Annotated in this window: 16 protein-coding genes; 12 read left to right on the forward strand and 4 right to left on the reverse strand. The window is 33.6% G+C overall.

All coding sequences use genetic code 11. The annotated features are described in order from the left end of the window. The first annotated feature begins 226 nt into the window (after positions 1–226). Together NX902_RS11850 and NX902_RS11855 are read left to right on the forward strand one after the other, a co-directional pair. A complete protein-coding gene (locus NX902_RS11850) occupies positions 227–1,981 on the forward strand; it encodes an ABC transporter ATP-binding protein (protein WP_249878574.1) in 1,755 nt (584 codons plus the stop codon). Then, positions 1,974–3,785: an ABC transporter ATP-binding protein gene (locus NX902_RS11855; RefSeq protein ID WP_163188560.1), complete on the forward strand. Its 1,812-nt coding sequence runs from the start codon at positions 1,974–1,976 to the stop codon at positions 3,783–3,785. The genes NX902_RS11850 and NX902_RS11855 overlap by 8 nt, the downstream gene beginning before the upstream one ends. Positions 3,786–3,871: 86 nt before the next feature. On the opposite strand, the gene NX902_RS11860 is transcribed toward NX902_RS11855, so the two are convergent. Further along, positions 3,872–4,072 (reverse strand): aspartyl-phosphate phosphatase Spo0E family protein, encoded by a 201-nt coding sequence (locus NX902_RS11860; protein WP_095328504.1) that lies wholly within the window; start codon positions 4,070–4,072, stop codon positions 3,872–3,874. Between the two features lie 169 nt (positions 4,073–4,241). Here NX902_RS11860 and NX902_RS11865 point away from each other — a divergent pair, with 169 nt between their 5' ends. The 3 genes from NX902_RS11865 to NX902_RS11875 all read left to right on the forward strand — a co-directional run bounded on the left by NX902_RS11865 (position 4,242) and on the right by NX902_RS11875 (position 6,165). Continuing rightward, positions 4,242–4,946 carry a cytochrome c biogenesis CcdA family protein gene (locus tag NX902_RS11865; protein WP_095328505.1) on the forward strand — a complete coding sequence of 235 codons (705 nt, stop codon included), beginning with the start codon at positions 4,242–4,244 and terminating at the stop codon, positions 4,944–4,946. A 233-nt stretch (positions 4,947–5,179) separates the two neighbouring features. After that, positions 5,180–5,539 (forward strand): response regulator, encoded by a 360-nt coding sequence (locus tag NX902_RS11870; protein ID WP_095328506.1) that lies wholly within the window; start codon positions 5,180–5,182, stop codon positions 5,537–5,539. A 152-nt stretch (positions 5,540–5,691) separates the two neighbouring features. After that, positions 5,692–6,165, forward strand: a complete 474-nt coding sequence (locus tag NX902_RS11875) for a CcdC family protein (protein WP_163188562.1) — start codon at positions 5,692–5,694, stop codon at positions 6,163–6,165. Positions 6,166–6,396: 231 nt separating this feature from the next. Here the strand turns inward: NX902_RS11875 and NX902_RS11880 are convergent, their stop codons facing one another. Then, entirely contained in the window at positions 6,397–6,948 is a 552-nt protein-coding gene (locus NX902_RS11880) for a histidine phosphatase family protein (RefSeq protein ID WP_341123735.1), read from the reverse strand. A 165-nt stretch (positions 6,949–7,113) separates the two neighbouring features. Next, complete coding sequence (locus NX902_RS11885; protein WP_095328509.1) at positions 7,114–7,377, reverse strand: phage holin family protein; 264 nt, start codon at positions 7,375–7,377, stop codon at positions 7,114–7,116. A gap of 171 nt (positions 7,378–7,548) precedes the next feature. Here NX902_RS11885 and NX902_RS11890 point away from each other — a divergent pair, with 171 nt between their 5' ends. The 7 genes from NX902_RS11890 (at position 7,549) to NX902_RS11920 (ending at position 13,811) form a co-directional block, all read left to right on the forward strand. Next, complete coding sequence (locus NX902_RS11890) at positions 7,549–7,770, forward strand: DUF1659 domain-containing protein (protein WP_163188566.1); 222 nt, start codon at positions 7,549–7,551, stop codon at positions 7,768–7,770. Between the two features lie 44 nt (positions 7,771–7,814). After that, positions 7,815–8,030, forward strand: a complete 216-nt coding sequence (locus NX902_RS11895) for a DUF2922 domain-containing protein (protein WP_163188568.1) — start codon at positions 7,815–7,817, stop codon at positions 8,028–8,030. Positions 8,031–8,126: 96 nt separating this feature from the next. Further along, positions 8,127–8,264, forward strand: a complete 138-nt coding sequence (locus NX902_RS11900) for a YvrJ family protein (RefSeq protein ID WP_095328512.1) — start codon at positions 8,127–8,129, stop codon at positions 8,262–8,264. A gap of 230 nt (positions 8,265–8,494) precedes the next feature. Further along, on the forward strand, positions 8,495–8,695 hold the full coding sequence (locus NX902_RS11905; RefSeq protein WP_031537602.1) for a cold-shock protein: 201 nt from the start codon (positions 8,495–8,497) through the stop codon (positions 8,693–8,695). A 230-nt stretch (positions 8,696–8,925) separates the two neighbouring features. Beyond that, positions 8,926–10,071, forward strand: a complete 1,146-nt coding sequence (locus tag NX902_RS11910; RefSeq protein ID WP_095328513.1) for an exonuclease SbcCD subunit D — start codon at positions 8,926–8,928, stop codon at positions 10,069–10,071. Next, positions 10,068–13,208 (forward strand): SMC family ATPase, encoded by a 3,141-nt coding sequence (locus NX902_RS11915; protein WP_341122874.1) that lies wholly within the window; start codon positions 10,068–10,070, stop codon positions 13,206–13,208. Before NX902_RS11910 ends, NX902_RS11915 begins: the two co-directional genes overlap by 4 nt. Before the next feature lie 63 nt (positions 13,209–13,271). Beyond that, positions 13,272–13,811 (forward strand): M15 family metallopeptidase, encoded by a 540-nt coding sequence (locus NX902_RS11920; RefSeq protein ID WP_171509609.1) that lies wholly within the window; start codon positions 13,272–13,274, stop codon positions 13,809–13,811. Positions 13,812–13,943: 132 nt separating this feature from the next. Here the strand turns inward: NX902_RS11920 and NX902_RS11925 are convergent, their stop codons facing one another. Further along, a complete protein-coding gene (locus NX902_RS11925; protein ID WP_123257639.1) occupies positions 13,944–14,990 on the reverse strand; it encodes a M42 family metallopeptidase in 1,047 nt (348 codons plus the stop codon). Positions 14,991–15,531: the final 541 nt, after the last annotated feature.

Below are 15,531 nucleotides of genomic sequence, written 5' to 3' on the forward strand. Positions count from 1 at the left end.
GTTATAAAGGAAGGAGGAGAATAATAAGACAAACAGCCATTCAAGCAAAAGAACAGTATTCGTTCTAGGAATCCTCTTTAATTATAGGAAGAAAAACTAATATTTCCACTCTATTAAATATTTTGAAAATATAATAAAATTTCTTTCCAGTTCCTAAATATTTTGCTAAACTAGTGAAGGGTATTTTTACATATTTAGTTGCCAACAGATAAGAGGTGTGTATGGGTTGAAAGTTTTTTTAAATTTAAAATGGTATTTTATCCAGGAGAAGAAAGCTTATCTTGGAGGGGTTTTTCTGTTGATTTTAGTTGCTATCCTTCAATTGATTCCTCCGAAAATAGTTGGTATAGTCGTTGATCATATTCAAGGAAAAACATTAAATTGGAGCAATTTATTACAGTGGACAGGCGTTTTAGTTGTTTCGGCATTAGCAATGTATGTACTTCGTTATTATTGGCGAGTACTGATATTCGGGTCCGCTGTAAAGTTAGGGAGATTATTGAGAAATCAGCTGTATAGTCATTTTACAAAAATGTCTCAGTCCTTCTATCAGCGAAATCGTACTGGAGATTTAATGGCACATGCAACAAATGATATACAGGCGATTCAACAGACAGCAGGGCAAGGGGTGCTCACTTTAGTAGATTCTTTAGCAACAGGTGGCTTTGTTATTATTGCAATGGCTACAACAATTAGCTGGAAGCTTACCCTTATTTGTTTATTGCCAATGCCATTAATGGCGATATTAACAAGCTATTATGGTTCTTTAATACATAAGTACTTTCATCAAGCTCAGGCTGCTTTTTCATCGTTAAATGATAAAACGCAAGAAAGTATTTCTGGAATGAAAGTATTAAAAACATTTGGCCAAGAAAGAGAAGATGTTGAAGACTTTCGCAGATCATCTCTTGATGTAGTTGATAAAAATATTAAAGTAGCTCGTGTAGATGCTCTATATGACCCTACTATATCCATTATTGTCAGTATTTCTTTCTTTTTAGCAATTGTATTTGGGTCACGGTATGTTATTAATGGAGAACTTAGTTTAGGACAGCTCGTTTCTTTTACTACTTATTTAGGACTGTTAATTTGGCCAATGCTGGCATTTGGATGGCTCTTTAATATTATGGAGAGAGGGAGAGCTTCATATGACCGTGTTACGGCATTAATGGAAACTAAGGTAGATATTATCAATAAGCCCGCAGCTATTACAACACCGCCAGCGGGGGATATTGTGTATGATTTAAAATCTTTCTCTTATAACCATAAAATTGATGTTCTGAAAAATATTCACTTTTGTTTGAAAAGAGGGCAGACTCTAGGGATTGTCGGCAAAACAGGAGCTGGAAAAACGACGCTTTTAAAATTGTTATTTAGAGAATATGACCATTATGATGGAAAAATTATGATTAATGGAACAGAAATAAAGGAAATGGGTTTAGATGCATTGAGAGTATCCATTGGATATGTACCACAGGAACATTTTCTGTTTTCTGCCAGCATCCGAGATAATATTGCTTTTACTAATCCCAATACTTCAGAGGAAGAAATTCATAAGGCCGCTGTATTAGCAAATATTCATGATGATATTCTTGGATTCACAGATGGTTATAATACAGTAGTTGGCGAAAGAGGAGTATCTTTATCAGGGGGGCAGAAACAACGCATTTCAATCGCGAGAGCACTCCTGATGAATCCGGAAATACTTATCTTAGATGATTCTTTATCAGCAGTCGATGCAAAAACGGAAGAAAGTATTCTGACAGCTCTAAAGGAAAATAGGGAAGGTAAAACAACGATTATCACTTCCCATCGATTAAGCGCTATTGAACATGCCGACCTTATTATCGTACTAGATGAAGGGGCAATTATTCAAAGTGGGAACCATCAACAGCTTGTGAAGGAAAGCGGCTGGTATAAAGAAATGTACCATCGCCAGGCTTTAGAAGTAATGGTAAGCATGGGGGATACAAATGGATAAAACTATTAAACTCACAAGTGAACAGCAAAGAAAAGTATTATTTCGATTACTAGGTTATATAAAACCACATAAAAAAGCGGTAATGATTGCATTCTGTCTCTTAATTTTATCGACATTGGGAGAATTAGCTGGACCATATTTAATTAAAGTCTTCATAGATGATTATTTAACACCAAGAAATTTAGCCGTTCAGCCATTAACTGTTTTGGGAATTACCTATATTTTCATTCAAATCATGAACGTAGTAATTATGTATTTTCAATTATATAAGTTTCAAGAAATTGCTTTATATATTATTCAGCAGCTTCGGGTTGATATATTTTCGAAGATTCATACACTTGGACTCCGCTATTTTGACAAAATACCCGCTGGAAGTATCGTTTCGAGAGTAACAAATGATACGGAAGCAATTAAAGATATGTTTGTCAGTGTCCTTGCAACCTTTATTCAAAGCGGATTTATGATTTTTGGTATTATCATTGCTATGTTTGTTTTGAATGTTAAGCTTGGGGCAATTTGTTTAATTTTACTGCCAATCTTAGGATTTATTATTTATACGTATCGGAAATATAGCTCAAGCTTCTACCAAGATATAAGAGAACGATTAAGCCAATTAAATGCAAAACTTAGTGAATCTTTACAAGGAATGAGCATAATCCAAGTATTTAGACAAGAAAGAAGATTGAAAAATGAGTTCGATGATATTAATACTAAGCACTATCAAGCAGGAATGCGTAATATCAAGTTAGAAGGGTTACTCCTCAGACCTGCCATTGACCTTGTTTACGTACTTGGGCTTATTCTTGTTTTAAGCTATTTTGGGATATCTTCTTTTAACAATCCGATTGAAATTGGGGTATTATATGCCTTTGTAAGTTATTTAGATCGTTTTTTTGAGCCAGTCAATAATATGATGATGCGCCTATCACTTTATCAACAAGCAATTGTGTCTGCCTTTCGCGTATTTACCGTATTAGATGAAGAAGATATAGAGCCATCTTTAGTTGCTGATAGCAAAAGTAAAATTGAGAATGGTGTGATTGAATTCAAGGATGTCACTTTTTCTTATGATGGGAAACAAGATGTGTTGAAAAACATCTCATTTACGGCTAATGAAGGGGAAACTGTTGCATTAGTAGGACATACAGGAAGTGGAAAAAGTTCTATTGTCAATCTACTTATGCGGTTTTACGATTTTGGAAAAGGGGAAATTCTGATTGACGGCAAATCATTAAAGTCTTTCAGTAAAAGAGAACTTCGGGAAAAAATGGGGTTAGTACTTCAAGATCCATTCCTATTTTATGGAACAGTAACAGATAATATTCGTTTATATAATAAGGAAGTAACGGAGAAAGAAGTTATCGAAGCAGCTAAGTTTGTGCAAGCTAATCAATTCATTGAAAAGCTAGAAGATCAATATAATCATAAAGTGGTAGAAAGAGGTTCTGCTTTTTCAAGTGGACAGCGCCAGCTTATTGCATTTGCGAGAACCATTTTGACAAATCCGAAAGTACTAATATTGGATGAAGCAACAGCCAATATTGATACAGAAACGGAAGAAGCTATTCAACTAGCATTATCGAAAATGCGTAAAGGCAGAACAACCATCGCCATCGCTCATCGCCTTTCTACCATTCAAGATGCAGATTTAATCTTAGTGCTTCACAAAGGAAACATTGTGGAAAAGGGTAACCATCAACAACTTCTGCAACAAAAAGGATTGTATTATAAAATGTATCTACTACAAAATGGAGCTGCCGATTCTATTGAAGAGACAGTAGAGCATAAAGTGGAACTCACATAGAAAGGTGATTTAACTTTAGAATGATAAAATTAAACCGAAGTTCGCTAATCTAGCAGTGAACTTCGGTTTTTTTGCTTTTTCTCTTTTTAGATATTCCATTGTTTTTTTGATTTTGGGAAAGCAGGAAACTTATTTTTTAAATTTATTTCATTATATTTATTTAGTAATACATCTAATTCTTGACTGCATATAATGGCTGAGGAAGATGAAAAACCATGTTTCATAGCAATTTCAATAAGCTCTGTACGCTTTAATTCAATTTGAGTAAGCAATTGCTTTTTTAGCATGGTTAATTTTCCTTTCCGTCTAAATTCTGTTATTTAATAAATGTTAAAGTGGAAATTAATTTACTTAATTATATCTATTTTTGGAAGTAAATGCAAAAATATCGCAAAGATACATATATAGGCTGTACAAGCATATAGTTATAAGAAATGGAGAAAGGAGAGATAGATAGTGGTAGATATAAATTTTTTTATTGCATTAGGGGCAGGTTTTTTGAGTTTTATTTCTCCATGCTGTTTACCATTATATCCTGCTTATTTATCCTATATAACTGGAATGTCTAGCGGACAGTTAAAAGAAGAGAAACTACTTAATAATGCTAGTTTAATTCATACAATTCTATTTCTTTTTGGATTTTCGATTATTTTTATTGCCCTTGGTTTTGGTTCTTCCTTGATAGGAGAATATTTTAAAGTCTATCAAGAAGAAATAAGAAAGATTGGTTCGCTTATCATCATATTTTTTGGTCTAACTATCATTGGCTTAATAAAGCCTCAATGGTTAATGAAAGAATATCGGTTTTCTTTTAAGACCAGACCAACTGGTTATCTGGGATCCATTTTGATTGGATTAAGTTTTGCGGCAGGATGGACTCCCTGCAACGGTCCGATTCTAGCAGCGGTTCTATCTTTAGCAAGCCTGCATCCAGAAACAAGCTTACTATATTTAGGAGCATATATTATCGGATTTGCACTTCCGTTTATTTTTTTATCCTTTTTTATTTCTCATTGGAACAAGCTTAAAAAGTATAGTGTACAGTGGACGAAATTTGGCGGATTCTTTATGATTGTGATGGGAATTTTATTGTATGTAGATGGGATGAAATGGTTAACACGTGTTATTTCACCAATTTTTGGTGATTTTCAAGGTTTTTAATCATTACTCCATGCTATAATATTTAACAAGCACAATGGCAAGAGATTTAAAATAGGATGAATTACATAATTTTATACCATGATTTGTCAACTTTGATGCCGAAATACATTGAAATTATGATAAAGATTCGCTATATTGGATTAGTAATAGTAATAGTAATAGTAATAGTAATAGTATTAGTATTTTATTTACCTATTAGATATTGTGTTTTCGGTTGTTGAGGAGGAAGTAAGATGGCGCGAATATTGATTGTGGATGACGCAAAGTTTATGAGACTAACACTCTCAAATATTTTAACTAGATCGAATCATGAAGTTATCGGAGAAGGGGAAAACGGGAAGGAAGCAATAAGATTATATCGCGAACTGGATCCAGATTTGGTCACAATGGATATTACAATGCCAGAGATGAACGGATTAGACGCAGTTAAAGAAATTAAGAAAGAATTTCCCCAAGCAAAAATTATTATGTGTTCAGCAATGGGCCAGCAAAAAATGGTAGTGGAAGCAATTGAAGCTGGTGCGAAGGATTTTATCGTAAAGCCTTTTGATGATACGCGAGTATTAGATGCAATAAATCGAGTTTTAAAATAACAAATATAGTAGATGCTTTTATAGGATATGATATAATCATATCCTATCTTTTCTTTGTGTCTATTTATATAAATAGACAGTGTGCTGATCTTAGTGGTAAGATTAAAAGTATTCTTAAGGCAATGATAAAAGGTTAGTAAAGGGGTTTTTCTATGACTTCTGTCATAATTTCAACATGTATTGCAGTGTTTATGGGTGTCTCCGTTATGGTTATGAGAATGAAAGCGGCTAAGAAGCCAGTTTCACCAAAGAAAATTATATTGCCGCCTTTTTTTATGAGTACTGGAGCTTTAATGTTTATTTTTCCATACTTTCGTATTAGCGGACAAGAAATTTTACAAGCAGCTATTGCTGGAATCTTGTTTTCATTTTTATTAATTAAAACAACAAAATTTGAAATAAAAGATAATGATATATATTTAATTAATTCAAAGGCATTTATCTATATATTATTTGGACTCTTAGCAATCAGAATTGTGGCAAAGTATATTCTAAGTAGTTCCATCGATGTTGGCCCATTAGGCGGCATGTTTTGGATGCTTGCTTTCTGTATGATTGTTCCTTGGAGAATTGCCATGTTTATAAACTATAAAAAATTAACAAAGAATTTAAGTACAACTAACTAACAGGATATACAGAAAAATTAGCTGGATGAGTAGAGTAGTCATCCAGCTAGTTTTTTAGCTAGAAGAGATGAAGAAAGTGGTCAACACATGCACAAAGATTAGAAATAATAAATAAAGGCGATAAATAATTAGACAGCAGCAAGTTTCTTACATTTGATTTTGTTTTTGACTAAACGAAAGCAGACGATAATAGAAGTAGATCTCTTCATAATCTACCTGTACTTAAAGCTATTATTGTTTCCATAGCCGTTCATAAATTACTTTATTACCCACATTTTTTAAAAGGTATATATCAGGATTACTAAGATTTTGCCAATCATCAAACCCGAAATTTTTATTATAAAAATTTAAAAGTAATGACATTAGATTCCCATGTGTAACAATGATTGTATTTTCATGTTCATTATTAAAAACGTCTTCAATAATTTTTACTATTCGTTTCATCGCTTCCTGACTTGACTCTCCACCTTCAAATGTTAATTCGAAATCTTCAAAAGTTGCTTTTAGTTTATCCAACCAGTCAGAAAGACTTTCTGTGCTTAATACACGTTCTATTAATTTTCTATTAATCTCTATTTCTAAATTTAATCGCGCTGCAAGTGGCTGGATCGATTGAATAGCACGCTTATAAGGACTCGAAATAATACGGTCAATTTTAATTCTTGCAAAAAATTTAGATATTTCTATTGCTTGTTTAAAACCTTTATCAGTAAGTTGCGCTTCCGATGGTTGGCCTTTAGCCTCGCAATGTCTTATAATATAAACTTTTTTCAACAAGATCACTCCAATTATATGTAAATTTTCATAATATTTTAATGACACAATAAGTGAATTCACTAATTCAAATGATAGAGTCGATTATTCTTTTTGCAACAACAAAAGGAAAATCGACTCTATTTAGGTGATTGATCCTTCATTAAGTTATTCTGCTTTAATCTGTCATTATTGTCATTTAGATTTATCCTTAAATATAGTCTGCTTTGCAAGCTGGTGTCCAAATACAGATACGCCTGTTGCGATAATTCCATTTGTGATAGCTTCAAATGTCATTCCATAAGCAAAAGCTGCTAAAGAAATGGAGGTTAGAAGAAGAATCCAAATGATCAACCAATCAGAGATAATGGGTGTTTGTTTAAGTGCATAACCAATAATCCATAGGACCGGTACTAATATATAATAATGTTCCAGTAGAAAACTCTGTAACCATTCCAAAGTATCTTCCCTCCTTTATTTTATATGATTATCGTATGCACAGATGAGAAAATCGGATTGTTTACATAACCATTGTCATCAGCAGAAAGTACTATTTTCATGCTTCTAAAAAAACAACTGTCCTTTTTGACTTTTTCTCTCTATTTAAAAGTTGAAAGGAGGTGAGAGTTGATGGCACAAGCGCTTTGGAATGAAGCAAGTTTAAAGTTGGCTTTTCTAAATGGAATGAAAGAAAATGGAGAGCCGAATCTTGTAACAAAGACGTTTAGAAATTTAAATGAAATGGCAACTCCAGAACAAATTTTTGCAGCTGCACAAGGGATGGCAACATTAGTGACCTATTCTTTGTACTCGGTTGAACGAAATGACACTTCAGAAATAGTAGAAGCATAGTGATTTTCACAGCAATAGTAAAAAAATAGAAAGGAGAAATTATAATGGCAAAAACATTAGAGATCACATTTGAAACGAGTAATGGAAAAACTTCAAAATTATCCCTTGAAAGCCCGATTGAACCAGTTAATTCTGAAGAAGTATTAACTGTCATGCAAAGTATTATTGCATCCAAGGTCTTTACTTCAAATAATGGTGATTTAATGGCGGTAAAAGGAATTCGATTAGTGGAAAGAATGGTAACAGATTATGAAATCTAACGCATAAATAGCAAGTTAAACAGCTTACCTATTGCGTCTGGGAATAATTAATCCGCCTGAAACGTAATAGGTAAACTTTATTGGGAGGCGTACAGAGTGGATGAGGTTATATCATTTATAAGCCAAGTAGGGTTTCCGATAGTTGTCAGCTTTTATCTGCTGAATCGTATCGAAACAAAGTTAGATATAATGATAAAATCTATTCAGAGTTTACCAGAATTAATCAAAAAGTAGTATATCGCTAAAAAAATAACCGGAATTTATAATTATCCGAAAAATGAAAGGGTTTTCTATTGACAATAATAGCTAAAACTGTTAAATTTACATTAACCGTTATTGACGTATTTAGTATGTTATTTATTCAATCAACAACTTAAAATGATAGATTAATAGCCAAATGCTTATGCGTGAAAATGGTAATTAAAAGATGAAGCTAGCAAGCTTTTTTAGGAGGATTTTTTTACATGAAAAACGGTAAAGTAAAATGGTTTAATGCAGAAAAAGGGTTTGGATTCATTGAAGCTGAAGATGGTAATGACGTATTTGTACACTACTCAGCGATTCAAGTTGAAGGCTTTAAATCTCTAGAAGAAGGCCAAGACGTTTCATTTGAAGTTGTTGAAGGTGCACGTGGACCACAAGCTGCTAACGTTACTAAAATATAAGGATAGCTACTCTTCATATATAAAAGGTCAGACCAAAAAATGGTCTGGCCTTTTTCTTTTGGTAATCTGTCAAACGAATAATGTCTCCTTTTATAGAAATAATTGGTTTACTCCTTCTCTGATATCCTCATCTTTTCATAGTTTGTTATAATAATAGAATATATTCTTTTATTAATAATTAATATACTAAAAAAACGTAAGTTTTTTTCATAAACATAGAGGTGAAAGTAATGAAATTTATTCATACAGCCGATTGGCATTTAGGAAAATTAGTGCATGGTTTGTATATGACAGAAGATCAACGATTTATGCTGAAACAATTTATGGACCTAGTGGAGAAAGAAAAACCAGATGCAGTTATTATAGCCGGTGATTTATATGATCGCTCGATCCCTCCGACTGATGCCGTGAATTTATTGGATGAAGTATTATATTTTATTAATGTCGAGTTAAATACTCCGATTCTTGCGATCTCCGGAAATCATGATAGTGCCGAAAGATTATCTTTTGGAAGCTCTTGGTATCAGAAGAATCGTTTTTATTTAAACGGTAAAATAGAAAATAGCTTTACTCCGATTTCATTTTCTGGTGTGAATTTTTATTTAGTGCCATACTGTGAGCCGGTAGTGGTAAGAAAATTATTAGCGGATGATACTATTCTTAATCATCATGATGCAATGAAAGCGATTATTAGCAAGATCGAAAGTAATTTAAATATAAATGAGCCAAATGTATTCATCGGACATAGCTTTGTACTTGGCGGAAAAACAACAGATTCTGAGAGAATATTATCTGTTGGCGGATCTGGCTGTGTCGGTGCAGAATTATTTGCGCCCTTCTCTTATACAGCTTTAGGACATTTGCACAGTCCAGATGCTATACATCATCCAACTGTAAAGTATTCGGGATCATTGATGAAATATTCTTTTTCTGAAGCAAAACAGAAGAAATCAGTATCTATCATTGAAATAGATGAAAAAGGGAATTTCACGCAAAGCTATCAAACATTAATGCCGAAAAGAGATATGCGAGAAATGGAAGGATACTTAGAAGAATTGCTAGACGTTTCCTATTATCAGCAGCAAAAAGTAGATGATTATTTAAAAATTACATTACTTGATGAAGGGGCAATTCTTGATCCGATTCAAAAATTAAGACAAGTTTATCCCAATGTTCTTCATTTAGAAAGAAAAATAGAAAATAAAGACCGGAAAGAAAAGAGTATTTTACAAGTTCAAAAAGAAGTTCAAAAAAATGAATTAGAGTTATTCGCTTCTTTTTATGAAGAAATGACAACAGCCGATTTTACGCAAGAAAAACAGGAATGGATGACAACGGTCATTAACCAGGTTCTAAGAGAGGAGGGAGCGAAATGAGACCATTAAAGCTAACGATGCAAGCATTTGGCCCATATGCACGAAAAGAAGTCATTGATTTTACTGTTTTAGGAAATCGTACTATGTTTGTTATTTCAGGAAAAACGGGATCTGGGAAAACAACGATTTTTGACGGAATTAGTTATGCGATATACGGGAAAGCAAGTGGAGAAGACCGCAATGGTCCAGAATTAAGAAGCCAGTTCGCTGAAGACTCCTTATTAACAGAAGTCAGTTTTGAGTTTAAGTTAAAAGAAAACCGATATTTAATTACAAGAGCACCTCAGCAAGAGAAGAAAAAGGAAAGAGGAGATGGATATACAACTATCGGTGCTAAGGCAGAATTATATACGTTTGATGCAGATGGAAATGAACAACTTGTTGCCTCCTCTATCCGTGATGTCGATGAAAAAGTAAAAGAAATCATGCAAATAGATAGCAATCAGTTTCGGCAAATTCTAATGATCCCTCAAGGAGAATTTCGTAGATTGCTTACATCCGATAGTAAAGAAAAAGAAAATATCCTACAGCGATTATTTCATACGGAAATGTATAAGCGGATTGAAGAGAAGTTAAAGGAACAAGCACAAGCACTAAAAAAAGAAGTAGAACAAAAAGTGCTGTTACGTACCAATGCCTTATCGAAAATAACGGCAGTTTATCATCAGGATCTCATCACTCAATTGGAAGCAGATCGTGATAATGATGTGGCGATTCTTCCTCTATTAAAAGAAGAAATTGTATTAATGGGAGAAGAGATAGAAAAGCTACAGAAAAAATTGGATCGGAAAAACACAGATCGAGATAGTTTGAAGCAACATTTATATGAAGCAGAATCTATATTAAAACAAATAAAGCTTAAAGAAGAGCTTTCTACCCGTTTAAAAGAACTAAATAATCAACAGAAGGAATATGCAGAAACAGAAAATAAAATTAATATGGCGCAAAAAGCAGCGCTTCTTGCCCAACAGGAAGAAATTTGCCATCATTTAAAAAAACAAATCGATGAAAGAAATTTAGAAGAGAAAATGATTCAATTCAAGTTAGAAAAGCTTAATAGTCAATTAAAAGAGGCAGAAAAACAACTAAATCAAGAGGTAGAAAAAGAAGTAGAACGAAAACAGTTGTCTGATTATCTTGTCGATTTAAAAAATATGGAGAAGGATGTCTTTCGTTTTGCGGAAGTAGAAGGAAAACTAAGCATTATAAAAAAAGATTTAGATAGTCTAGGGGCTAAGGAAGCGTTACTTCAAAATCAACGAAAAGAGAAAGAAGTAATGATACAAAATGTGAAAGAACGTTTAAAGCAGTTAGACGGAATAAAGGAAATGCTGCTAGAAAACAAAGACAAGCTCCGGAATTTACAATCTATCTTAGAGAAAATGAATGATTATTTAGAAGTACTAAATCGCACGATGAGACAAAAAGTAGATGCGGAATCAAAGGAAAAAATGCTAGACAATACACTAAGAAGAGTGGAAGATGCAAAAAAACTAGTAGAAGAACTGGAAAATAAATGGCTTATCAATCAATCATATATTTTAGCGAGCAGCTTAAAGCCAGACGAGGCTTGTCCAGTTTGTGGAAGTGTACATCACCCTGATCCGGCAACAAATAGAAATCATGAAGACAATGCAACGGAAGAAGACCGTAAGAATGCGAAAAAAGATTTTGAAGCAATAGAGAGGGAAAAGGCAAAAGCAGAAGCGGCTTGGCTTGAAGCAAATACACAGTGGAAATTATTAGAGGAAGATGCTCAAAATAAGCTAATGAAAGTGAAAGATATTTATCCGGATTTTACTAATGAAGAAAGTACGATAGCAGTAAATACGATTAAAAGCGAACTTCACAGAATTAATACCGAACAGAAGAGACTTGAGGAACAATTGACAGAAAGAGATAAGATGGAACAATCTCTTGTTAGTGCTGAGCGCCGCTATCATGAATTGCAATCTGAGCTTGAAAAAATAGCAGTGGTGATGCGAGAGACTACTATCCAATACACAGAACATAATACCACATGGAAAAATATGAAAGATGCTATTCCAGCTGAACTGCGTGATCTATCTCGGTATAAAACAGTGTGGAAGGAAAGTTCGCTTCAGTTAGAGAAGTTAGAAGCTCAATTAAAGTTAGCGCAAGAAAAAGTGCAGATGTCGAAAGAAAATTGGCAAAAAGAATCCGTCCGTTTCGAAAGTGTACAAAAACAAATTAAACAGCTCACTGATAGCTTGCAGACAGAAAGAGAGATTTTTTTAGAAAGCATGACAAAGCAAGGTTTTTCAACCTATCGCTCTTATTCAGATAGTAAATTGTTGGAAAAGGAAGTAGAGAAGCTCAAAGAGTCAGTACAAGCTTACCGAGAAGAATGTCGGTCTGTTTCCGATCGATTAAAGGATTTAGAAAATACGCTTAAAGATATTACCATTCCGAACATGGAAGATCTTCAAAATAAGCTTAAGACTATTATCGAAGAAGCAAATAAATTGCAGGAAGAACATACAAATATGTTAATAAAGCAAAAAGAAAATAAAGAAATATATAATCAGGTGATTTCAATAAATCGACAAGTAAAGGATCTGGAAAATCAGTATAAACTTGTCGGTCACTTATATGATATTTCCAGAGGACAAAATGCTCAACGAATTACTTTTGAACGCTATGTATTGGCTTCTTTCCTGGATGAAATATTGCTTCAAGCCAATAGCAGATTAAATAAAATGACAAGCGGACGATATCAGCTTGTCCGCAAGAGTGACCGATCAAAAGGAAATGTCCAAAGTGGTTTAGAGTTACTCGTATTTGACCAGTATACAGGCCAAGAAAGGCATGTGAAAACACTGTCAGGAGGAGAAAGCTTTAAAGCTTCACTTGCCCTAGCGTTAGGATTGTGTGATGTTGTGCAAAACTTTGCTGGTGGTATTTCCCTTGAAACGATGTTTATTGACGAAGGTTTCGGTACATTAGACCCAGAATCATTGGATCAAGCAATTGAAACATTGATGGACATCCAAAATTCAGGTCGATTAGTTGGGGTGATTTCCCATGTTCCAGAATTGAAAGATCGAATGGAAATTAGACTCGAGGTAATCGCTGGGCAAACGGGAAGTACTACGCGATTTGAATATTTACGATAACGAAATGAAAGAATCATTTTGGAGGAAAACCTAATAATAACTTTAGAAGCTGGGAGCGGTATTTTGCGAAAAAAAAGAAAGAAGCATGGAAGAAGCCTATTTATTATATTGATTTTTTTCTTTATTCTTCTATTATATTGGAAATTAAACCAGCCTGATTATAGGGATGTTCCAATGCCTGTTGAATTAAACCCGGTTGTAAATGAAAAGAAGGATATTCTTGTTAAAAAAGCTGGTGATATTGGAATTCGGGTAGTTATCACAGAGGACTTCAGGAGTGTAGAGGAACAGAATCGCTTATATGAACAAGGAAGAACGAGAGAAGGTTCCATTGTCACAAATGCAAAAGGAGGCCAGTCGTATCATAATTATGGACTAGCGATTGATTTTGCTCTTATGGATATTAATGGAGTCGTTATTTGGGATATGAAATATGATGGTAATGGGAATGGCAAAAGCGATTGGTCAGAAGTGGTTGAAATAGCGAAATCTTTAGGTTTTCAATGGGGTGGCGATTGGGCAAACTTTAAAGATTATCCCCATTTTCAAATGGATTTTGGTTTAACAATTGAGGAATTGCAAAAAGGGAAAAGGCCTGAATAACAAAAAAGAGGGTGACTCATAATAAAAGATGTCATCCTCTTTTTTCTATTAAGAAACCACCATCTATCTATCCGGACGCATTACAATTACATTATGTGAACGTCTTAAAGCTCATTGGTAGTTGGCTAGAAATTAGACTAAATCACTTAACAGGTAATGATAAATCAATTGACCAGTTGCCTCAATAGACGAAAAGTGGGTGCGTTCGTATGCATGAGAGGAATCGATACCTGGTCCGATTAATGCATGTTTAATATCATGACCAGATCGTATTGCGGCAGATGCATCCGATCCATAATATGGATAAATGTCTAATTGATAGGGAATTTCGTGTTTTTCAGCTAATTGAACAAGATTTTTTCGTAAGGCATAATGGTATGGTCCACTACCATCTTTCACACAGATGGAGACAGTATACTCGTCTGTGGATTGTCCGTCTCCCATTGCCCCCATATCAACAGCCATATATTCGATTGTTTCGATTGGAATATTTGAATTGCCGCCATAGCCAATTTCCTCGTTATTGGAAAGAAGAAAATTAGTTGTATACGGAAGCTCAATATTATTTTCCGTTATTTTTTTCATTAATAATAACAGAATGGCCACACTAGCTTTATCATCTAAATGCCTAGATTTAATGAATCCAGATGGGGTAATCTCCACCCGCGGATAAAAAGAAACAAAATCACCAACAGAAATGCCTAGTTTTTTAACATCTTCTTGGTTTTTTACGATTTCATCAATTCTAACTTCCATATTAGCTTGATTGCGCTCAGCAGTTCTTGCTTCCTTATATACATGAACTGATGCTTGATGAAGGAGAATTGTCCCTGTATATGTCTTGCCAGAAGAAGTTTCAATTATACAATTTTCTCCTTCAATGCTGTTATACGTAAATCCGCCAATTAAATCTAAGCGGAGGCGACCATTTGCTTTGATTTCTTTCACCATAGCACCAAGTGTATCAACGTGCGCAGTCAACATCCGCTGCTTTTCTGAGATTTTGCCTGGAATAGTTGCAATTAATCCCCCTTTATTATTTCGATATGTTGAAATATTTGCGCTATGTAAGTATTTTTCCATTAATTGAATAATGGTTTCTGTGTTTCCTGAAGGACTTGTAACATTCAATATTTGTTCTAATAAATCGAAATATTCTTTTTGATCAATTTGTACCAAGTAGAATTCCTCCTTTTAATATCCTAATCATTATACTATTAATAATGGAAAGATTAAATATGCTTATCCGCTGTTTAACTTACTTATTCCTAGGGTAGTAAGAAAGAACTGTGAGTATTTACCATTTTCCTTTTGCGAAAAAAATGTTAGTATAAATTCTTGTCGAAAAAACACAAAACATGTGCTTTTCTTTCTTTTTTTCGTATAAATATAGATATTGCTGGTAATATTCATTAATTTAATGTAAGATGTGGTTAATTTGAAATCTTCTTAATGTAAATTTACATTAATAGGAAGGAAAAGAAATGACCATTTTGAAAATGATGTGTTATAATGGATTACGTCATTTCATCATCTGCTACTTCTGAAAGAAGATGAACAAAAAGAAGGGCAGTAACATATGTAGATAAGGTAGCACTAATTAAGGGAAAATAAACATTATATTAAGAGGTATTAATTATTTGAATTGAGGTGAACGGGATTGAAAGGTACGGTAGAATTATTTCGCAAATTTTTAACAAAACATTCTTCTTTCTTTTTA

This window comes from Niallia sp. FSL W8-0954, from assembly GCF_038005605.1.
Classification (GTDB): domain Bacteria; phylum Bacillota; class Bacilli; order Bacillales; family Cytobacillaceae; genus Niallia; species Niallia circulans_A.

Coding starts and splice junctions, on each gene's coding strand:
- NX902_RS11895 (WP_163188568.1), top strand. CDS start 7,815: ATGGCAAAAACATTAGAGATCACATTTGAAACGAGTAATGGAAAAACT.
- NX902_RS11890 (WP_163188566.1), top strand. CDS start 7,549: ATGGCACAAGCGCTTTGGAATGAAGCAAGTTTAAAGTTGGCTTTTCTA.
- NX902_RS11905 (WP_031537602.1), top strand. CDS start 8,495: ATGAAAAACGGTAAAGTAAAATGGTTTAATGCAGAAAAAGGGTTTGGA.
- NX902_RS11870 (WP_095328506.1), top strand. CDS start 5,180: ATGGCGCGAATATTGATTGTGGATGACGCAAAGTTTATGAGACTAACA.
- NX902_RS11875 (WP_163188562.1), top strand. CDS start 5,692: ATGACTTCTGTCATAATTTCAACATGTATTGCAGTGTTTATGGGTGTC.
- NX902_RS11910 (WP_095328513.1), top strand. CDS start 8,926: ATGAAATTTATTCATACAGCCGATTGGCATTTAGGAAAATTAGTGCAT.
- NX902_RS11915 (WP_341122874.1), top strand. CDS start 10,068: ATGAGACCATTAAAGCTAACGATGCAAGCATTTGGCCCATATGCACGA.
- NX902_RS11860 (WP_095328504.1), bottom strand. CDS start 4,072: ATGCTAAAAAAGCAATTGCTTACTCAAATTGAATTAAAGCGTACAGAG.
- NX902_RS11855 (WP_163188560.1), top strand. CDS start 1,974: ATGGATAAAACTATTAAACTCACAAGTGAACAGCAAAGAAAAGTATTA.